Source organism: Paenibacillus sp. PvR098, assembly GCF_017833255.1.
In the GTDB taxonomy this organism is placed as follows: domain Bacteria; phylum Bacillota; class Bacilli; order Paenibacillales; family NBRC-103111; genus Paenibacillus_G.
In genome coordinates this window covers 3,398,264-3,417,733 of the sequence record NZ_JAFIBU010000001.1, presented here as the reverse complement: position 1 = coordinate 3,417,733, position 19,470 = coordinate 3,398,264, and the positions used below count along the sequence as shown (strand labels likewise).

Below are 19,470 nucleotides of genomic sequence, written 5' to 3'. Positions count from 1 at the left end.
AAAAGGATTAAAATTATGTGTCAAAATTGTGTCAAAAAAAGAACCTCTGGCACCTAGGTCCGAAGGTTCTACTAAACAATGCTTTCATTCCTACGCTTACAGATTTTTGGCTCGAATCGTACAGCTTGGCCCATCTGAACTGCCCGTGGTGCCGGGTTTGGTCTTTTGCGGTGAATTATCCTTACTTTCTGGTTTTGTCTTGGCCTTAGGAAAGAAATCCTTGAGCACCTCGCCGTCAATAGGACCGGAATAATTCACGCCGATATTCAGCTTGCCCCCCAGCTCTTTGATTCCCAAGGCTCCAAAATTGTTGCTGTGATCCCATTTTTCCACTACCAGCTTGTCGATGGCGATATGCTCGATGACGACCGTCGGTCTTGGCTCTTCCGGTTTAGCGCTGGCTTGCTCCTGAAGCTTGCGTTCCAATTCGGCAATTCTCCTCTCCAATTCAGCGGAAGGATTGTCCTTGGTAATCGTATTCCAGGTCGATCGGGAAAACGGCCACATGAGATCACCCCGTTTCACATAGAATGGTCTTAGCTTCGGTTCTTTTCACCGAACATACCGATAAAGGAGGCGGTTCCCCGTTTTTTATCCATCAGAAACCAATTTTGCATTCATCAAAGTGAACAAAATACAGATGGGCTCAGCGGTCCGCTTCGGCAGCAATGTCCAAATCGGCATTCATAACACTAGAAAAACTACACAAGGCTTTGGCGTACAGTATGCCGACGGCAGTCCTGTGCTATCGCACAACGCTGTCGTCGATGACCGTGACCTGCTGGACGCCCCCGCTGTCACAAGGCACATTCGCATCATTCGATATTGATGTTTCTCCGCGGTGCGGGCGGCATAGGAATACGGACGATCAGGAGGCCTTGATGAAAAGCAGCCCTAATCTCACTGTCCGGATCTTCCTTTCCTTCCGGGAGCTGGATGGTACGCTCGAAATCCCCATACAGCCGCTCTCTCATCAGAGATGTCGATCCCGGAAACAAATTCTTGACGGTCCCTCTCACGTGCAATAACCCGCCGGCCACAGACAGCTCCACATCTTCCTTAGCCACACCCGCGAGATCAATCAGAACAATGACTTCATTACTGCTCCTCAGCATGTCCACCAGTGGAAGATGATTCCCCTGCTGTTTATCGCTGTTTCCCTGGAACATCGGATTCATTCCCATCATCTGCTTCGCCCCGGACTGGTCAAAGATGTCCGTCCAAAAATCGCTTCCGGTGAAATTTTTGGCTACTTCCAGCCATTTACCGATTTTTTCGCTATCCATCTCTCCACCAGCCTTTGGTAATTTCTAGGTTATATTTTTAAGTGCGGAGCGTATACATAATAATATTTTTTCCGGGGGTGATTCGAGAGGATGGGACATTCCACAGTAATTAATAATATTTTCATTTTAAAAATTAATTCCATCGAAAATGCCTCAGCGGTCAATGTCGGACAAAATTTTTTAGCAGAATGGACGAACTCGGACAAACGTTTGCAAGGTTATGGACAAAATTACGGCGATGAGGCGAACTTCGTGGGCAACCGGCATTTCGTCGACGACAGGGATCAGGTGGATTCACCTGCTTTGCAGCGCTCCGCACTCATTGTACCTGGGGAGGAATACCGATGATTTTCGCACCGATGACGGTGAATTTGTTAGGTGTTAAAGCCAACGTACTGGACCGGGGGAGCAGTATCAGCTTCGGCCCTATTCAGCAAATCGATCTTTTCTTATCCACGAAGCAAAATATGGGCTTTGGGGAGGATAACGGCGATTTGTCACCGGTCTATGTACCGTTTAACGTGATTCTGGATCAGGATGTGGTCGATAGCCCTTCGTTCAAAAACAGCTTAGTATAAATGAAAAAACCGCCTCCCCGGCTTGATCAAGACCGCATTTAGTAGACATTGAAAAAAGCCTCTAGGCTGCAAGCAGGCGTCGGTACTCTACCGGCGTCAGTTTTTTTAATTTTGTTTGTGGTCGCTTTTGGTTATAAAAATGAATATATTCCTCAATTCGCCTTTGTGCCTCGTCCAAACTTCGTATATCATAAGGATAGAGCCCTTCCGTTTTGAGATGCGAGAAGAAGCTCTCCATCGAGGCATTGTCATAACAATTGCCCCTCCGAGACATGCTGATTTGAACGCCAACCTGTGGCAGCATGTCGTGGTAAGCGTAGGACGTGTACTGGAACCCTTGGTCGCTGTGAACGATCAATCCAGTCACGTCTTTCGTCTTTTCAAAGGCTTTCGCAAACGTCTCTAGGACGAGCTGGTTATCGTTGCGTAAGCTCATCTGGTAAGCCACGATCTCGTTATTGAACAAATCTTTAATCGCGGAGAGATACAACCAGGTGTCTGCTACACGGTACTGGGTGACATCGGTAACCCATTTTTGATTGGGGGCATCTGCTTCAACTTCTGACCTTTTTTTACTGGCATAAAAAATGCACCCCTTAGATTTTCATCGGATTAACCTAGGGGTTTTTCCAATGTCTATTCTAAGGGGTGCACTTTAGGCTTATGGATGGCCGGGACGGTTTCTGTCGTAAACGCTATTTCACCAACTGCCCGCGTGTTACGCCGAGCTGATTGGTTGATTTCAATGTTTTCCATACTTGTGTGCCATTAATCTGACCGCGAAGAGCGCGCTCGTACAATCCGAGCACTTCTTGCACCTTCTCCGGCGATTCCTCCAGAAACTCAACACGGTATGACGGTACACCAAGCTCCATGAAGTTGGTGAGGTATTCCGCACCGGATTGGTCGATAGCGTTGTACACCGTGTTACGGCAGCCTTCGTCGACGCGGATCGGGTGAGAGAAGCCAACGCGGTCCTTCAGGGAGGCACGCTGCTCTTCGCATGGACGGCCGCAGTTCGTGTAGTTCGTGCCCGGACTCATGAACGTACAGTAGACGCAGTGCTCCGTATGGAACATCGGCATATGCTGGTGGATAACGATCTCAAGCTTTGACGTATCCGTACGGCGCAGCAGATCAATCATCTGCTGAATGTTCAGGTCATAAGACGGGGTCACGCGGGTGAGCCCGGCATCCAGGAACAGTGCTGCTGCCTTATGATTGGCAACGTTCAGTGAGAAGTCGCCAATCAGCTCCGGCTGGGGTTCCGAAGGATGCTCGGCCAAATAGCGCATGAACCAGTAGACGGCTCCCGTATTGCGAACCAACACGGCATCGGGCTTAAGGTTCAGGATGTTCTTGAAATAACCCGTTTCACCTGGCATATGAATGCGGGGCGTCGCAAGTGCGATGCGCTTGCCCGCGGCGTGGACGGCTTCCACGGCAGCCGGGAACTGCTTGATGAACTCAAAGTCGGCATAGATCAGATCGACGTTCATCGAACAGGCTGCCTGCACCTGGTCGAGGCTGCGGCAGAGTGCCGTCAACCGTGCCTGCGGCCGTCCGCCCACAGGCGTTGTGGACCTACTAGCCGGCTGCAAAGGTGCATCTTCATATGCATCAACGCTTCGCTTGATGTAGGGACGAGGCTGCTCCCGCTTCTCCAGCAGCAGCTCAGCCGCTTGACGGCGCATCTGATTCAGCTCGCGCATCGGCACGATCAAATCGCCGCTGAGGTGAACTTCAAGCTCGGCCAGCTCGAAGACCGTACCTCCAAGCCGTCCGAATTGCTCCTGAAACAGCTCGACTGTCATCGGTCTCTTCTCCGCAGGAGCAAGCGGCAGCTCCGACTCTACGACTACGGTATGATTTGCCGTCACGTCAGTCCATACGCTCTTCAGCGGCTGCCCGGCGGCACCGGTCACCTTCACCTTGACGGGGAACACGCGGTAAGGCTTGTCCGTCTCGAACGACTGACGCATTCTTTTGTCCAGATGCGGGTCGTTCGTCTTCCAAATCCGATCACCGACATGCACACGGCTGAGATCAACATCGCTGCGACCCGGCACGATTTCGACCAGACCGCCAGGCGCTTCGCCCTCCAGCTTGACACCCTTACGGCGCAAGTCGTACACGCGTCCGCCCTCTTCCTTCTTCGTCGGATCGCCCGCATCGAAGCAAATCCCATCGCCCCGCTTCAGCGGCGCCTCCAGCTCGCACAATACGCCGTCCCGCAGCACCTGCTTCACGCGTCCCATGTAGACACCACGGCTTTTGGGGTATGTGCCCTCTACGAGCTGCTTATTGTCTGTCCCCTTCAGGAACCCGTGCGTAAAACCGCGCGAGAAGCTTTGCTCCAGCTCCCGCAGTTCCTCTTTAGTCGGCATCGGGTTCTCTCCGTCGAAGTACCGGTCTATCGCCTTGCGGTACTTCGAAACCACATTCGCCACGTACTCCGGGCTTTTCAACCGTCCTTCAATTTTGAAAGAAGTCACACCCGCTTCAATCAATTCCGGTACCAGCTCGAGCGCCGCCAAATCCTTTGGCGACAGCAGATAAGCCACGTCCCCCATCGGTTTATGCTCCCCGTCCACCATCAGGTCGTAGGGAAGACGACAGGCTTGGGCGCATTCCCCGCGGTTAGCTGAACGTCCGCCCCACATTTCCGAGGTCAGGCATTGTCCTGAGTAGGATACGCAAAGTGCCCCGTGCACGAACACTTCCATCGGCAGTTTGGCTTGGTCCCCGATCTGCTTGATCTGCTTCAGATTGTTCTCCCGTCCGAGCACCACCCGTTCGATATCAAACGGCTTTGTGAATTCCACCGCCTCCGGCGAGGTGATCGTCATCTGCGTCGAGCCGTGAATCGGGAAATCCGGCGACAGCTCCCGAATCATCCGCACAAGACCCAAGTCCTGTACGATCACCGCATCCACGCCGGCATCGATGCACGCTTCGATCAGCGACTTGGCATCCTCCAGCTCTTCCTCAAACACCAGGATATTGAACGTCAAAAAGCCCTTGACCCCGTATCGGTGCAAGAAGGACATGATGTCCGGCAGCTCATCCGTATGAAAATTGTTCGCCCGGGCCCGGGCATTAAATTTTTCTACGCCGAAAAAGATGGCGTCGGCCCCATTCGCTACCGCCGCGCGCATACAATCCCAATCTCCCGCAGGCGCTAGCAGCTCTATATCTGATTTGCGAAGTTCGCTCATAGTTAATTCCTTCCTCCGAATAATATTGCCTTTTCTCTTCTAGTGTAACAGAAACGGACCCAAGGATAAAAGGTTACTCCATCCATGTCGGGTTGTGCTTCGCTTGCTCCACCTCGGAACGCCTCATCTATATGGCCGTTCATGCGCTGTACCGCAACAAGACGGTCCCGGCCCGCTCCCATGTGATTCCGGAGGCCTCGCGAACTCAGACTGCCGCTGTACTTGCCTGCAGGTCATAAGTTAACAAAGCCTTCTATCCATGCTATAATGTCAGGGTAATGCAACCCAGCAGTAATTGAGGGATTAATTTTGAACCAAATGAACCGGCGCAAAACTGTTGCTGCCATTCTGGGATTACTGGCGGTTATCATGACGCTCGCTTTGTTCACTGCGAACAAGGAGCTGAAGGTACGCATGTTGTACGCCACCCAAGGCGACGCTTACGATACCGCCGCTTACGGGCATTTACGGCAAACGCTTGTCGTGGGTCTTGAGCTGGACCGTTTGTCTTTGGACGAGCTAAGCGCACGAAAGCTCCGATCGTACGATACGATGGTTTTGGACCCGGCCCTGCATCAAACATTAACCGATCCGCAGCGTAAACTGCTGATGGAATATGTTGAAGCTGGCGGACATTTGTTCCTTGAAAATAGGTTTGCCGATGATTTTGAGCCCGCCTTCTTGGGAGCCAAGGAAATAGTGGAAGTGAAGGCGCCCGAGCGCAGCATGCTTCCTGTAAGCCCCGGTGCAACACTGTGGTCCTACCCGGAAACGGACATCAATCTGCAAGGCGTACAGCAGCTGATTCGGTCGTTTGCGGATACTTTCTTCCGGCATGATACGGAGGGCAGCTTGAGCCGATTCGCCTGGGGCAAAGGGATCATTCCTTCCACCGCGGAAACGCTCGTCTCGATGAACGGGACTTCCTTATACACGGTGAACCGGTACGGACGGGGCACCGTCTTTTTTTGCGGCACTTTGCTGCCGAACCGCTATTTTATCACGGGCTACGATTTGACCGGCGGCATGGACCCGAAGCTAGGCTTCGAGCAGCTCGCTGCGGAGACGAACGCGGCAAAGAAGGAGAAGCCCGGCGCACTGTATTTTGACCGGAACCAGCTGCCGCTGGAGCCGTATTTTCACTTTACGTTCGCAGCCGGAAATGCACTGCTGCGAAGCGAATACGCCGCCTTTGTCTCGAAAGTAAAGCTCGGATACAGCGTGAAAAAGACGCTCGGCCCCTACGGAAGACCGGCGATGGCGCATCAGAATCATTTTGAGGCCATGGAAGCGATTCGTGACGGAGAGGGCATCCAGTGGGCAGAGCTTCTGCGCAAGTACAACCAGATTCCTTCCTTCTCGCTCGTCCGCTCGGCATTCACATGGGGCCGATGGCAGGAGTCCGTGGTCGTCCATCTGAACACCGGCACGAACGAGAAGCCTGCGTTCGCCGGGGAGACGCCGAATTCGTTCTACTCCACCGGCAATCGGGTTATGGGCGAGGAAGGTCCGATCCGATTGGCGGCGTATCCGGAGTACCGTTCACTTGGAGACCCGATTACGCTGCCTTACCGCGCGGTTCCGGCGCTAACTGATCTGGACGGCGACGGAACCGTCGACCTTATCGTCGGCTCGGCCGACGGCAGCGTGTACGCATACCCGGGAACGAAGGCTTCAGACGAAGCTTATGCCGGCCAGCAGCTAACGGAGAGCATGAAGCCGCCCGCAGCCTTCGGGAAGCGGACGCCTGTGCGGCTCGAGACCGGAGAGCCGCTGAAGGTCGGTTCGTACGCCAGCGTCGCGGCGGCGGACCTGAATGCCGACGGCCGGCCGGACCTGTTGATCGGCCGGCCGGATGGCACGCTCGCAGCCGCCTACGGCACCGCCGACGGGACGTTCACGGTGCCCGCCGCGCTGCTGGCAGGCGGGCAGCCTGTGCGCGCCACCGCACCGCTGGCGGCAGCTGTGGGCGACGTCACCGGAGACGGCGTTCCCGATCTCGTGGTCGGGGATGGCGGCGGCCAGGTGACGCTGTACCGCGGCGAGCGGGGCGCCGGAGGCGCGCTCGCCTTTGCTTCTGGCGCGGCGCAGTTCAAGCTGCCCGCGCCGTTCGCGTCCCCGTCCATCCGGGACATGGACGGGGACGGCAAGGCCGACCTCGTCGTCGGCGGCCTGGAAGGCGACCTGCGCGTGTACTTGCAGCAGGAGTCGAATATTAGCCAGCTAGATTGGCTCGACAGCGGCCTCATCGAGGCCGCCTCGACGAACCAGCTCGGCAGCCGCTCCCTTGTCGGCGGACACAGCTCCGTCCCGCTCTGGTACGACCTGAACGGGGACGGGCGCGACGATCTGATCGTCGGACAGCTGGAATTCGGCATGGCGTCGCCAATCGACGATCCGAAGTTCCCTTACACAGATCAACTAAGCGAATTTATTCGATATAGTGAGAAACATCATTTAGAATTGTATCCGCACATTTTCGTGCATAACTTTACAAGCGACGCGCAGGAGAAACAGGAGATCGCCCTGCACCGGCAGGCGTTCGACAAGCTCGGCATCCCTTGGGCGCTGACGGGCACGAACCAGCATACCTGGCGCATCAACTATCCGGATCGCACCCAAACGCTGCGAAACGAGCGGGAAGCGAATATTTGGTTTAACTTTGGCTTCAAGCCTTCGTATGCGAAGGCCGACCCAAGACTTGGCGTTGAGTATCATTGGGGATTGCCGTTTCTAATGACGGACGCGGCAGGAGAACCTGAGCTGAAACAACCGATGATGCTGTATACGCCTGCACCGGTGCTGCGAACAAATCCGCAGTATTCCACGAAGGATCTTTTCGAAGCTTACGCGGCAATGGATTTGCCGATCGATTATTTCGAGCATATCGAGTATCATTTTCCGACACGTGTTCCAGAGCTTTTGGAGTTTGTCCGCTACTTGGACAAGCTGCGCAATGATTACAGTTATAACTTTATGACCGAAACGCAGATGGCCCGTTCTTTCCTGAACGCCATGACGACCCGTGTTGAGCTCGAACGGCCATGGCGCACTGTTGTCACGGACCGGCTGAGGAAGATGCTCAGCATGGATGTAGAGCCCGGCTTCCGCGTGAAAACAATCACCGGCGAGGTGCCCGAACACGCTGCCGAATATATCGGCACCCTCGGCCTCACGGTCGAGCTAGGTCAGCCCTACGCGGACAAGCAAGCGGTGACTGACGCCGATGTACACGATACTCACAATGGCAAGCTGTATTTCGGGGCACCGCAAACAACAGCGGTCCGGTTCGTGACGCAAGACCGGGCAAACGCCCTCAAAGCCGAGCCTCATCTGCTGCGTTCGAACGTGCCTTACGAGCTGGAGAAATCAGGCGAACGCTGGATTTTGAATCTCAACGCCCCTGGCATGCAGCAGATTCAGCTGTGGAGTCCGCAGCCGGTGACGTTCTCGGGTCCGGATCTAAAGGTAGACCGGGATGATGCGGGCATGACCTATACGGTCACCCACTTTGGCGACCCCGTCGCTATTGATATCACTTACGGGCGCTAGGAGCCCGTTTGACGTTATTTCATATCCATTAAGGAGGCTTTACCCATGCAGGAAGTGTTAGAGCAGCTGGAAGCGCACATTAAGAGCCGCTACGAAATTGAAGAAGACGATGAAGACTTTACGATGGATGTCCACCTGTTCGACTATGGATATATCGATTCCTTCGGAGCAACCGCTCTGATCGCGCATATCGAGAAAACCTACGGAATTCAAGTGACAAATCAGGATTTGATGATGTATCCGCTGAACACCGTTCGCGAAATTGCTGCATTTATTCAGAACAAAAAGGGGAATTAAGAACAATGGAGTGTATTGTATCTCTGGAGCATCTTGCCCCCAGCCAGCATGGACAGTTAAAATACGCAGCCGCCTTCATCGATGAAACGATCACCGACATTCGAATTGAATCCGACCGGATTCATATCGTTCACGAATCTCCCAAAGGCAACGCAGCCATCGAGGAACGGGTGCATAAGCTGATCGACCGCTTCTCTCAAGGCGACTTTGGCTTTAAGGAGAACATTCTGTTCGAGCATAAAGCGGACACCCCTTACGAGGGAGATATCATTGCCGAGCTTGTTGATCGTAAAATCATCAAGGTGCTGGAGCCCGGCTTGTTTATTTTCCGCGAGCCGTTCTCGAGCCTGATGCGCTTTTTCGATTACAGCTTCATGACCAAAGTCGCGGGACGCTTCGAGGGCGTAAAGGAGGAGCATTACCCTGCCGTCATTCACAGTGAGACGCTGAACAAAACTAACCATTTCACCTCATTCCCGGAGCACATCCATTTCCTCACGCATTTGCGTGAAGACCTGGATATCATCGAATCGTTCTCTCAGTCGATCCGCGAGGCGGGCGGGTGGAAGCAGGATCAAACGCTCGATTTGAACGCCAATATGCCTACGCCGAAGTTCACGATGAATCCGTCCACGTGCTATCACTGCTACGAGGGATTACAGAATGAAACGCTGGAGGGCGACGGCGTGATCGTCGCTGCCATCTCGAAGTGCCACCGCTTCGAATCACGCAACCACAGTGACTTTGGACGTCTGCTTGATTTCAGCATGCGCGAGATCATTTTCGTAGGAAAGCCTGATTTCGTGAAGGAAAACCGTCTTCGCGCCATCGAATACCTGAAGGAGCTGGCGGTGGAATGGAATGTGGACAGCGTGCTGGAGATTGCTAATGATCCATTCTTTACAAACGATTTTCAAGTTAAAGCATCCTTCCAACGCAATCAAGAAATGAAATACGAGCTTCGCCTGACGATCCCGAACATTAAGAAATCCATCGCCTGCAGCTCGGTAAATTTCCACAGCAATACGTTTGGCAATGCCTTTAACATCAAGTTTGGTAAACGTAACGCCGTAACGGGCTGCGTCGGTTTCGGTATCGAGCGCTGGACCTTCGCATTCCTGGCGCAGTACGGACTGGACGAAACGAAGTGGCCTGCATCGTTTCGTGAGCAGTACCACGCTTGGCAGCAAAAGTCACTCTAATCCACGGTCAGCTCACGAAAATAAGTACCTGTAAGGTGCTTATTTTCGTGATGAGGCCGTTTTGAATCCATAACGGAATGTAAGGTCGGGTGCCTCTCAACTACGCTGCAGCTTTATACTGCTTTGGTCCCCGTTGGCAGCGCCATTCGATCCGTTTTGTGTAACAACAATAGCTTTAACCTTAATTGAAAGCCTACTCATTCTTTTATAAAGTGTGGTTTAAACCCATATGATCGCTTTTATCCGTAAAAACAGCTTTGTGCTGCTGCTTCTGGCTGCTTTCGTGCTGTCGGACGTTCTCATCAGCTGGTGGGATCCGATGGCATCGTCGCGGCGTTTTTATAAAAATGACTTTACGAAGACGCTCTATCACCATAATTGGGTCGACCGTGGTCCCGTTTTTTACGGCAACTCGGCCGTGACGGGAGCTTATATCGAAACTGAATCAAACTCCAAGCTGGTTGACATGGGCCTCTCCTACGGGAAGCTCACAGATTTGAAGGCTATACTGGAGCGGCAGCTTTACCATGTGGAAGACGAGCTCGTCGTCGGCATAGATGTCCATACGATGATTGACAGCCTCGAGACGGATCCCACCTACCAATGGTTCAAGCCATGGTACCAGCCTTATGTCTACACATACCGCGACTACTTTCGAGATTCCGGCGTGGAGTTCGTCGGTCAGCTGTACAAAGGCATGATCGAGCTGGATCGCACCGAGCTGCTGACTTACAAGCCGCGGTGGATCGACAAGCAACTTTACTTCGGGCACTTACCCGATGAGGAGCTCCGCAAAAAGTGGGATGACTACGAGCGCAGGTTCGGCTGGATGTCCCAGCACGATTATAAAGACAACCTGCAGGCACTGAATTGGATCATCGATTATTGCAAGGAAAGACAGCTCCCGCTGCGTGTCATATGGATGCCTTGGAATCCGGATTATAAGCTGCCGGGCTATATGCCTGGGCTAAAAAAAGACGTCAATGCAAGGTTGAACGACGCGGGAGTACCCGTACTCGACACGCTGTTGACGTATAACCCGAAGTATTTTCACGATCTCGTACATTTGAGCCGCCAAGAAGGCGCTCCCGTATTTACGAAGGAGGTGGATGCATGGCTCGCTTCGCTCGCAAACTCATCGAAGTGATCGTGTATCTCGCCATGCTCATCATGGTGCTCATTTATTTTACCGGCAAAGGGCTGTTCATTTACGAAGGGTTCTGATTTTGGAGGCGTCATGTTATGTGGTATTTGAATATGAACGCGGTCATGGCCATGACCGGCATGGTACTTGTGCTCGCCCTTACCCGCCGCTGGCCTAACAACAAGCGCTTGCTGCTGCTCGCGTTCAATCTGTGCTTTTTGCTGGTGTTCAGTGAAAAGCTGTTTTTCTTCTATCTGGCCTACACGTCGCTCAATTACTTAGCCTTCTTGTTTTTGTGCCATACAAGGCGCTTTCGCAAAGGCTGGTTTATTACGCTGATCGGCGCTAATGTCGCGGCTGTGTCCACACTGCGCTTGTTCGGCATGGAAGTGTTTACGAATCCGCTGTTTGACGCAGTCATGGTGCTCGGCTTGATCTACAATGTCCTGAAGGTCATCGACGCGCTCTATTTCGCCTACTTCTTCGGTAAAGACGCTCGCACGCCAGTTTTGGACTATTTCAACTATATTTTATTTATTCCAACCTTCACATCTGGTCCGATTCTGAAATTCCGCGACTTTATGGCGGACACGAAGCAGCCATACCAATTAAACGCTGTACAGACCGAACAAGCCGTTAAAAGGATCATTCTGGGCATGTTCAAAAAGATCGTACTCGTCACTTGGATGATGGACGTGTTCAATCAAGTTTCTCAGCAGCCGGAGCTGCATACGCATCAGTCTCTCTTTCTGATGGTCTGGTTTTATGCGCTCATCTTTTTCGATTTCTCCGGCTATTCCGATATTGCGGTGGGCTTCGGACGGCTGATGGGCTACAACATTCCCGAAAACTTCAAAAAGCCATTCTCGTCCCCTACCCTGACGCAGTATTGGCGCAACTGGCACGCCACGCTCGGCGATTGGTTCCGCGACCATATCTTTATCTTCTTCTCGCGGCAAACGCCCACCAAATGGACTGCAGCAGGCTTATCCGTACTAATTATGGTGCTGATCGGCTTATGGCACGGATTCACTTGGTTGTATCTGCTCTGGGGCGTGTATCACGGTGTTCTGCTTGCACTGGAGAATCTGCTTGGACGCTCTACGGTCAACAAGAAAAAAGTATCCCGCACTCATTTTTACTTCCGCTGTGCGCTGACGCAATTGTTCGTCACTGCGGCCGTGATCGTGTATGGCGGCAGCGAAGAAACGGTAGTTCACATTTATCGCGGCCTCATCAATTGGCCGTTCTGAACGTAAGAAAGCAGCGTCCCGTTAGAGCGGGCGCTGCTTCTTTGTATAACCTCCATGACGTTCAGCTTGCATCCGATTGCTGCCGAGGCCTTTCGTTCGTTTCTTGCATCTGCGCAGAAACGGCAGAGCACTGAAGCTGATTCGCCGAAGAGGTAATAAATACATCGCCTAAGTACTGGTACACATTGTTTCCGTCTCTTTTGTACACATTGACGTTACCGTTCTTTACATTAATGTTCAATGAAAGCTGATCGGGCAATTCCACCAAGCAGTGAGACTTTTTGAAGCTGATTGGGAAGCGAAGCCATGTCCCGGCAACCGTTTCAACGATTTGAGTATCTTTGTTCATCATTAGTTCCGCCTTTCCTTCAAGTAATCAACCCGATGATTACGAAACATCTTTTATATTAAACTAACCCGCACGCAAAGAATCAGGAACGCTGTAAATTTTTTTGTCGAAAGTATTTTTTATACTGTAAATGTTTTATAGTTATGCTTTGATCCATTAGTGGCAATGGTTTCAAGTTCATCATTCAGATTTTGAGTTAACCGCATTGAATGATATAATTTGGTTGGACCGTTATTTGTACACGCGTTCATTTCCATTATTTATCGGAGGTGTCCCATGAAATTAGGCGTTTTTACGGTATTGTTCCAGCAAAAGCCTTTGGAAGAAGCTTTGGATTACATTGCAGCTCAAGGCCTTGAGGCTGTAGAAATCGGTACGGGCGGATATCCCGGTAACGCTCACTGCAATCCGGATGTGCTGCTAAACGACGACAGCAAGTTAAAGGAATTCAAAAAAGCGGTGGAATCCCGCGGACTCATCATTAGTGCTTTAAGCTGCCATGCGAATCCCTTGCATCCGCAAAAAGCGATTTCCAAGGCAGATCATGAAGCGATCCTCAAAACCGTTGATCTCGCGCAAAAACTCGAGGTCCCGGTCGTCAATACATTCTCCGGATGCCCTGGTGATTCCGAGCACTCCAAGTATCCGAACTGGCCGGTTGCTCCATGGCCGCCGGATTTCCAAGAAATTCTCGACTGGCAGTGGGCCAACAAAGTCATTCCGTATTGGACCGAAACCGGCAAGTATGCTTCCGATCGAGGCATCAAGTTTGGTCTCGAGCTGCACGGCGGCTTCTCCGTACATACCCCTGCCACGCTGCTCCGTCTTCGCGAAGCCGCAGGCGACGTCATTGGAGCAAACCTGGATCCAAGCCATATGTGGTGGCAGGGCATCGATCCTGTCCAAGCCGTACAAATTCTTGGGCGTGCAGGCGCTATACATCATTTCCATGCTAAGGATACAACGATTGACCCGATTAACGTCAACCGCTACGGCTTAACCGATATGCAGCCTTACACGAACATGCTGGACCGTGCTTGGCAGTTCCGTACGGTTGGATACGGTCACGACGTTAAAACTTGGGCTGACATCATCAGCGCACTTCGTCTCACTGGCTACGATTATGTGGTGAGTATCGAGCATGAGGACGGCCTGATGTCGATAGAGGAAGGCTTCACTAAAGCTGTCCAAAATCTGCAGCAGGTTCTGATCAAAGAACCGCTCGGCGAGATGTGGTGGGCATAAAGTAAAAAGGGTTACGGCTTCTGCAGCAAGCAGAGGCCGTAACCCTTTTTACATGAGCGCGAAGGTATAAAAAACAAAAAAACAGTGCCTCAGCACTGCCTTTTCCACGTCTCTATTTATGTTTGTGAAACGTATACTTACAGTTTACCCATCCAGCCCATGATCATGACAACGACCATAGTTAAAAAAACCAGCAAGCTTACGATAGCGAAACCGATGGCAAACGGATTCTTCTTAGGTGCAGCGAGCAGACGCATCAAGCCAATGGCAATAACGATCGTAAACAATATTACGAACGGATCGAAACCGGTAAATTTGCTTGCTGTAGCTGCTGCCTCTTCAGCCAAAAACATGGAGAGACCTCCTTCAATATACAAAAATGCTTAGTTTCTATCTTATCTTGACTCGTCCGGATGTGCAAGCGATTTATCCGTAGAGCCTTTTACAAATGGCATAAAAGCCCCCAAATGTAACAAGATTGTCAAGTTTTTCATTGGTATAACCGAATTCAATTTTTAATATAACAAATTCTTATAAAGCTGTATCCCGATACGATTTACGTACCGCACCAAAAGTGGTAAGATGATTATAGTTTTTTCATACTAAATTAATCGGAATTTCTTCAATAGGTTAGGGAGGGCATTACACTATGGCATATGAAGCCATTTGGGCATCCGATACGTCCAAGCTGAACAAGATGGAGATCGCGAAGCTGGAAAAAGACGGCCTCGACGTCATTCGCACCATTATCGAAAAATACGCTAACGAGGGCTACGATTCCATTACTGAAGACGACATGAACCGTTTCAAATGGGCCGGCGTATACGAACAAAAACCAAAAGACGGTCACTTTATGATGCGCGTGCGTATTAACTCCGGCGTGATGACTGCCGATCAAGCTCGTGCCATTGCTGGTATCGCGAAAGACTATGGACGTGACCTGATGGACGTGACCACGCGCCAAGCAATTCAGTTCCACTGGTTGCGTGTAGAAAACCTGCCTGACATTTTCAACCGTTTGGAAAAGGTAGGCTTGTATTCCTACGAAGCATGCGGCGACTGCCCTCGTACAGTAGTAGGAAATCCACTCGCCGATATTGACCGGGATGAGTTAATGGATACGACGGCTCTCGTAAATCAAGTGAACGATTTCTTCTTGATGAATCGTGATTTCTCGAACCTTCCACGTAAATATAAAATGTCCATTTCTTCTAATATTTATAACTCCGGTCATGCTGAAATTCAATGCTTGGCGTTCACGCCGGCAACGAAAGTGATCAACGGTCAAGAAGTCATCGGCTTCCATGTGTGGGTTGGCGGCGGTCTGTCTGCAAAACCTCATCTGGCGAAGCAGCTCGATATGTTCGTTCGTCCTGAGGAAGTTCTGAAGGTGGCAACAGGCGTTACCACGATCTTCCGCGACTACGGATACCGTGAAAAAAGACATCATGCACGTCTGAAGTTCCTGGTTGCAGATTGGGGTCCAGAGAAGTTCAAAGATAAACTGATCGAGCTGATCGGCGATATGCCATCCCTCGGTGAAGACAAAACCGTGGGCTGGAAGGCTGCTTACTTCGACGGAGTTCATCCTCAGAAACAAGCTGGCTTGAACTATGTTGGTTTGAGCCTTCCAGTAGGCCGTTTAAGCGGTGAAGAATTCGCTGAGCTTGCCCGGATCGCAGATGCTTATGGCGACGGTCATATTCGTACCACCGTTTCCCAAAACATCATCATCTCCGGTGTCAAAGACGACAACGTGGATAAGGTGTTGGCCGAGAAGGTCCTTGAACGTCTGACGCCAAACCCGAACCATTTCATATCCCGTACGGTTTCCTGTACAGGGAACGAGTTCTGCAACCTCGCGGTGGTAGAAACTAAGGAAAGAGCTATTCGTGTAGCTGAGTATCTTGATTCCAAAGTTGAGCTGGACGAAGAAATTCGCATCCACTTCATCGGTTGTCCGAACGCCTGTGGCCAGAAGCAGATTGCAGACATCGGTCTGCAGGGTGCCTTGATCAAAACTCCAGAAGGCATGGTTGACGCATTTGACATCGCCGTTGGCGGTATCCTCGGACCTGGAGCCAAGTTCAATGAGCCGATTAAAGGCCGCGTGAAAGGCGACCAAGTGGCACCTGTTCTGGAGCAGTTGATTTTGTACTATAAAGAAAACCGCAGCCCGGAAGAAACGTTCCATCAGTTTGTTAACCGTGTTGGTGTTCCGGCTTTCCAAGATAAGTTGACATCCATTTTGGCTGCTTCTTAATTTATACAATCCACACAATGAAATGAATTAAAGCCGGCTGGTGGGGACTCCCCGCCAACCGGCTTTTTAGTTTACTTTGAATTGTTTATTCAAGCAGCACTACAAAAAGGGCTGACCGTTTAAGTGAGCATTTCGCTTAAATGGTCAGCCCCTTACTGTCATCTATCCTCGATAAATCGGTCCAGTAGAATCGTTACACCACTGCGTCTTCCATCTCTTTCAACCGCTGACGGTAATCCTTCGAACGGGATGTGTCACGTTCAAGAATCGGTTTTAAATACTTACCCGTGTAGGACCCTTCCACTTTCACGACGTCCTCCGGTGTACCGGTGGCTACAATGCTTCCACCGCGATTCCCGCCATCAGGTCCGAGGTCAATGATATAATCGGCCGTCTTGATCACATCAAGATTGTGTTCGATCACAAGTACGGAATCGCCGTTCTCCACTAATCGGTGAAGCACTTTAAGCAGACGGTCTATATCATGGATATGCAGGCCTGTTGTCGGTTCATCGAGAATATAGATCGTCTTACCGGTGCTCCGGCGGTACAGCTCCGCAGCGAGCTTCACACGCTGCGCTTCGCCCCCGGAAAGCGTCGTGGCAGGCTGTCCAAGGTTCATATAACCAAGTCCGACATCAAGCAATGTAGAAAGCTTTCGGTGAATACGCGGAATATTCTTGAAGAACTCGCAAGCATCCTCAAGGGTCATCTCGAGTACATCCGAGATATTCTTCCCCTTATACTTGACCTCCAGCGTTTCCCGGTTGTATCGCTTGCCCTTGCACACCTCGCACGGAACATAAACATCCGGCAGGAAGTGCATTTCGATCTTGATAATCCCGTCACCGCGACAAGCCTCGCACCGTCCACCCTTCACATTGAAGCTGAAGCGGCCTTTCTTGTAGCCTCGTACCTTCGCCTCGTTCGTTGCCGAGAAAACATCGCGAATATCGTCAAACACGCCGGTGTACGTAGCCGGGTTGGAACGGGGGGTCCGCCCGATTGGCGATTGGTCGATATCAATGACTTTATCGACATGCTCCAGCCCTTTGAATTCCTTATATTCTCCCGGGCGCACTTTGGCGCCGTTCAGTTCTTTAGCTAAGGTTTTGTATAAAATCTCATTGATCAACGTACTCTTGCCCGAACCGGAAACGCCTGTTACACATCCAAACACGCCAAGCGGAATCTTGACGTTCACACCCCGCAGGTTATTTTCTTTGGCGCCGCGAATTTCCAGCCACTTGCCGTTAGGCTTACGCCGCTCCGCAGCTACCGGAATAAACTTACGGCCGCTCAAGTATTGTCCGGTCAAGGAATTTGAATCCTCCATGATCTCTTTCGGCGTGCCCTGAGAAATAACCCTGCCTCCGTGAATACCGGCCCCCGGTCCGATGTCGATGATATAATCCGCCGCCAGCATCGTGTCCTCATCATGCTCAACGACGATCAACGTATTGCCAAGGTCGCGCATATGCTCCAGTGTCATAATCAATCGTTCATTGTCCCTCTGGTGCAAACCGATGCTCGGTTCATCCAGAATGTACAGCACACCCATCAAGCTGGAACCAATTTGTGTAGCCAGACGGATCCGCTGCGCTTCCCCGCCGGATAAGGTTCCCGCCGCCCGATGCAGCGTTAAATAATCCAGCCCTACATTCACCAAGAATCCGAGCCTTGCTCTGATTTCCTTCAGGATCAGGTGTGCGATTTGCGCCTCACGATCGGTCAGAGTAAGCGAATCAAACCACTCCTGAGCATCGCCGATGGATAAGGAGGTGACATGGGCAATGTTTCTAGAATTAATGATTACCGCTAGTGATTCGGGTTTTAATCGATGCCCTTTACACTTGCCGCAAGCCTTAGCACTCATGTAGGTTTCAATATGCTCACGTATGCCGTCGGAGAACGTCTCCCGATAACGTCGCTCCAGGTTGTTCACGATACCCTCAAAAGCAACCATGGCCTCTTTCTTGTGGCCAAAATCGTTCTCATAGCGGAAGCGCACCTTCTCGCCACCCGTACCGTACAGCAGCTTCTGCATCTGTTCTTTGGTCAGCTCGGATACCGGCTTATCCTGAGGGATTCCATAATGCTCACATACCGCTGCCAGAAACTGCGGGTAGTAGTTGGAGGTGCTTCCAGCCCAAGCCTCGAAAGCCCCTTTGTCAATCGCCAGCTTCGGATTGGGAATGAGCATCTCCGGGTCAACGACCATCCTTTGACCGAGACCGTCGCATTCAGGACAAGCTCCAAATGGACTGTTAAACGAGAACATCCGCGGTGCCAGCTCCTCAATGCTAAAACCGCATTCAGGGCATGCTAAATTCTGGCTGAACAAGAGCTCCTCCTGCTCCATGACATCCACAATAACGCGGCCTTCTGCCAGCTTCAATGCGGTCTCCAATGAGTCAGCCAAACGGGTCTGAATGTCAGCCTTTACCACAATCCGGTCGACAACCACTTCAATGCTGTGTTTCTTATTCTTCTCTAGTGTAATTGTTTCTGACAATTCCCGGATTTCGCCATTAACCCGAACACGGACAAAGCCCTGCTTCTGAATCTCCGCAAACAGCTTCGCATGCTCGCCTTTTCGTCCAGAAATAATCGGCGCCAAAATTTGCAGCTTCGTTCTCTCTGGATATTCCATAATCCGATCGACCATTTGTTCGACCGTTTGCGAAGTAATCTCAATATGATGCTCCGGGCAATGCGGCCGTCCAATACGGGCAAACAGCAAGCGAAGATAATCATAGATTTCCGTTACCGTTCCAACCGTGGAGCGCGGATTACGGCTCGTCGTTTTCTGGTCGATCGAAATGGCGGGGGACAGTCCTTCGATCGAATCCACATCCGGCTTGTCCATCTGACCTAGAAACTGCCGCGCATAGGCGGACAGAGACTCTACATACCGTCTCTGTCCTTCAGCATAAATCGTATCAAATGCCAACGATGATTTGCCCGAGCCGCTGAGCCCCGTAAGCACAACGAACTTATCCCGCGGTATGGTGACGTCGATATTTTTTAAATTATGCGCTCTCGCGCCTTTAATGATGATGTTGTCTCTGGCCACGCGCCTT

At 51.5% G+C, this 19,470-nt stretch carries 17 protein-coding genes; 10 read left to right on the top strand and 7 right to left on the bottom strand.

The window, feature by feature from the left end; all coding sequences use genetic code 11:
* Positions 1 to 96: 96 nt before the first annotated feature.
* Entirely contained in the window at positions 97 to 507 is a 411-nt protein-coding gene (locus JOE45_RS16940) for a hypothetical protein (RefSeq protein ID WP_210023186.1), read from the bottom strand.
* Positions 508 to 640: 133 nt separating this feature from the next.
* Between JOE45_RS16940 and JOE45_RS16935 the strand changes: the two genes are divergently transcribed.
* Entirely contained in the window at positions 641 to 829 is a 189-nt protein-coding gene (locus JOE45_RS16935; RefSeq protein WP_210023187.1) for a hypothetical protein, read from the top strand.
* Here JOE45_RS16935 and JOE45_RS16930 read toward each other — a convergent pair.
* The gene (locus JOE45_RS16930; RefSeq protein WP_210023188.1) at positions 816 to 1,286 is read right to left on the bottom strand and encodes an Hsp20/alpha crystallin family protein; all 471 of its coding nucleotides are present in this window, start codon (positions 1,284 to 1,286) and stop codon (positions 816 to 818) included. The two genes, JOE45_RS16935 and JOE45_RS16930, sit on opposite strands and share 14 nt — an antisense overlap.
* Positions 1,287 to 1,376: 90 nt before the next feature.
* Here JOE45_RS16930 and JOE45_RS16925 point away from each other — a divergent pair, with 90 nt between their 5' ends.
* Together JOE45_RS16925 and JOE45_RS16920 are read left to right on the top strand one after the other, a co-directional pair.
* Positions 1,377 to 1,634: a hypothetical protein gene (locus tag JOE45_RS16925; protein WP_210023189.1), complete on the top strand. Its 258-nt coding sequence runs from the start codon at positions 1,377 to 1,379 to the stop codon at positions 1,632 to 1,634.
* Entirely contained in the window at positions 1,631 to 1,864 is a 234-nt protein-coding gene (locus JOE45_RS16920) for a hypothetical protein (protein ID WP_210023190.1), read from the top strand. The genes JOE45_RS16925 and JOE45_RS16920 overlap by 4 nt, the downstream gene beginning before the upstream one ends.
* A gap of 61 nt (positions 1,865 to 1,925) precedes the next feature.
* Here JOE45_RS16920 and JOE45_RS16915 read toward each other — a convergent pair whose 3' ends face one another.
* Both JOE45_RS16915 and JOE45_RS16910 read right to left on the bottom strand, forming a co-directional pair.
* A complete protein-coding gene (locus JOE45_RS16915; protein WP_348632604.1) occupies positions 1,926 to 2,453 on the bottom strand; it encodes an IS3 family transposase in 528 nt (175 codons plus the stop codon).
* Positions 2,454 to 2,559: 106 nt separating this feature from the next.
* The gene (locus JOE45_RS16910) at positions 2,560 to 5,082 is read right to left on the bottom strand and encodes a U32 family peptidase (protein ID WP_210023191.1); all 2,523 of its coding nucleotides are present in this window, start codon (positions 5,080 to 5,082) and stop codon (positions 2,560 to 2,562) included.
* 318 nt (positions 5,083 to 5,400) lie between these two features.
* Here JOE45_RS16910 and JOE45_RS16905 point away from each other — a divergent pair, with 318 nt between their 5' ends.
* From JOE45_RS16905 to JOE45_RS16885, 5 genes are all read left to right on the top strand, one after another.
* The gene (locus JOE45_RS16905; protein ID WP_210023603.1) at positions 5,401 to 8,634 is read left to right on the top strand and encodes an FG-GAP repeat domain-containing protein; all 3,234 of its coding nucleotides are present in this window, start codon (positions 5,401 to 5,403) and stop codon (positions 8,632 to 8,634) included.
* Between the two features lie 45 nt (positions 8,635 to 8,679).
* The gene (locus JOE45_RS16900; protein WP_210023192.1) at positions 8,680 to 8,931 is read left to right on the top strand and encodes an acyl carrier protein; all 252 of its coding nucleotides are present in this window, start codon (positions 8,680 to 8,682) and stop codon (positions 8,929 to 8,931) included.
* A 5-nt stretch (positions 8,932 to 8,936) separates the two neighbouring features.
* Positions 8,937 to 10,133: a class-II aminoacyl-tRNA synthetase family protein gene (locus JOE45_RS16895; protein ID WP_210023193.1), complete on the top strand. Its 1,197-nt coding sequence runs from the start codon at positions 8,937 to 8,939 to the stop codon at positions 10,131 to 10,133.
* Between the two features lie 229 nt (positions 10,134 to 10,362).
* The gene (locus JOE45_RS16890; protein ID WP_210023194.1) at positions 10,363 to 11,280 is read left to right on the top strand and encodes a hypothetical protein; all 918 of its coding nucleotides are present in this window, start codon (positions 10,363 to 10,365) and stop codon (positions 11,278 to 11,280) included.
* Between the two features lie 95 nt (positions 11,281 to 11,375).
* Entirely contained in the window at positions 11,376 to 12,530 is a 1,155-nt protein-coding gene (locus JOE45_RS16885; protein WP_210023195.1) for an MBOAT family O-acyltransferase, read from the top strand.
* Positions 12,531 to 12,591: 61 nt separating this feature from the next.
* Here JOE45_RS16885 and JOE45_RS16880 read toward each other — a convergent pair whose 3' ends face one another.
* A complete protein-coding gene (locus JOE45_RS16880; protein WP_245247051.1) occupies positions 12,592 to 12,882 on the bottom strand; it encodes a hypothetical protein in 291 nt (96 codons plus the stop codon).
* A 273-nt stretch (positions 12,883 to 13,155) separates the two neighbouring features.
* Here JOE45_RS16880 and JOE45_RS16875 point away from each other — a divergent pair, with 273 nt between their 5' ends.
* Positions 13,156 to 14,124 carry a sugar phosphate isomerase/epimerase family protein gene (locus tag JOE45_RS16875; protein WP_210023196.1) on the top strand — a complete coding sequence of 323 codons (969 nt, stop codon included), beginning with the start codon at positions 13,156 to 13,158 and terminating at the stop codon, positions 14,122 to 14,124.
* Between the two features lie 137 nt (positions 14,125 to 14,261).
* On the opposite strand, the gene JOE45_RS16870 is transcribed toward JOE45_RS16875, so the two are convergent.
* Positions 14,262 to 14,477 carry a hypothetical protein gene (locus JOE45_RS16870; protein WP_210023197.1) on the bottom strand — a complete coding sequence of 72 codons (216 nt, stop codon included), beginning with the start codon at positions 14,475 to 14,477 and terminating at the stop codon, positions 14,262 to 14,264.
* A 296-nt stretch (positions 14,478 to 14,773) separates the two neighbouring features.
* On the opposite strand from JOE45_RS16870, the gene JOE45_RS16865 reads away from it, so the two are divergent.
* Complete coding sequence (locus JOE45_RS16865) at positions 14,774 to 16,387, top strand: nitrite/sulfite reductase (RefSeq protein ID WP_210023198.1); 1,614 nt, start codon at positions 14,774 to 14,776, stop codon at positions 16,385 to 16,387.
* A 193-nt stretch (positions 16,388 to 16,580) separates the two neighbouring features.
* Here the strand turns inward: JOE45_RS16865 and uvrA are convergent, their stop codons facing one another.
* Positions 16,581 to 19,463, bottom strand: coding sequence for an excinuclease ABC subunit UvrA (uvrA, locus tag JOE45_RS16860; protein WP_210023199.1), 2,883 nt, complete (start codon positions 19,461 to 19,463; stop codon positions 16,581 to 16,583).
* Between the last annotated feature and the right edge of the window lie 7 nt (positions 19,464 to 19,470).

Bases quoted from the DNA above. Each gene is read 5' to 3' on its own strand.
- JOE45_RS16880 (WP_245247051.1), bottom strand. From the start codon at position 12,882: ATGATGAACAAAGATACTCAAATCGTTGAAACGGTTGCCGGGACATGG.
- JOE45_RS16920 (WP_210023190.1), top strand. From the start codon at position 1,631: ATGATTTTCGCACCGATGACGGTGAATTTGTTAGGTGTTAAAGCCAAC.
- JOE45_RS16940 (WP_210023186.1), bottom strand. From the start codon at position 507: ATGTGGCCGTTTTCCCGATCGACCTGGAATACGATTACCAAGGACAAT.
- JOE45_RS16935 (WP_210023187.1), top strand. From the start codon at position 641: ATGGGCTCAGCGGTCCGCTTCGGCAGCAATGTCCAAATCGGCATTCAT.
- JOE45_RS16875 (WP_210023196.1), top strand. From the start codon at position 13,156: ATGAAATTAGGCGTTTTTACGGTATTGTTCCAGCAAAAGCCTTTGGAA.
- JOE45_RS16865 (WP_210023198.1), top strand. From the start codon at position 14,774: ATGGCATATGAAGCCATTTGGGCATCCGATACGTCCAAGCTGAACAAG.
- JOE45_RS16910 (WP_210023191.1), bottom strand. From the start codon at position 5,082: ATGAGCGAACTTCGCAAATCAGATATAGAGCTGCTAGCGCCTGCGGGA.
- JOE45_RS16890 (WP_210023194.1), top strand. From the start codon at position 10,363: ATGATCGCTTTTATCCGTAAAAACAGCTTTGTGCTGCTGCTTCTGGCT.
- JOE45_RS16895 (WP_210023193.1), top strand. From the start codon at position 8,937: ATGGAGTGTATTGTATCTCTGGAGCATCTTGCCCCCAGCCAGCATGGA.
- JOE45_RS16885 (WP_210023195.1), top strand. From the start codon at position 11,376: ATGTGGTATTTGAATATGAACGCGGTCATGGCCATGACCGGCATGGTA.
- JOE45_RS16900 (WP_210023192.1), top strand. From the start codon at position 8,680: ATGCAGGAAGTGTTAGAGCAGCTGGAAGCGCACATTAAGAGCCGCTAC.
- JOE45_RS16905 (WP_210023603.1), top strand. From the start codon at position 5,401: ATGAACCGGCGCAAAACTGTTGCTGCCATTCTGGGATTACTGGCGGTT.
- JOE45_RS16925 (WP_210023189.1), top strand. From the start codon at position 1,377: ATGGGACATTCCACAGTAATTAATAATATTTTCATTTTAAAAATTAAT.
- JOE45_RS16870 (WP_210023197.1), bottom strand. From the start codon at position 14,477: ATGTTTTTGGCTGAAGAGGCAGCAGCTACAGCAAGCAAATTTACCGGT.
- JOE45_RS16930 (WP_210023188.1), bottom strand. From the start codon at position 1,286: ATGGATAGCGAAAAAATCGGTAAATGGCTGGAAGTAGCCAAAAATTTC.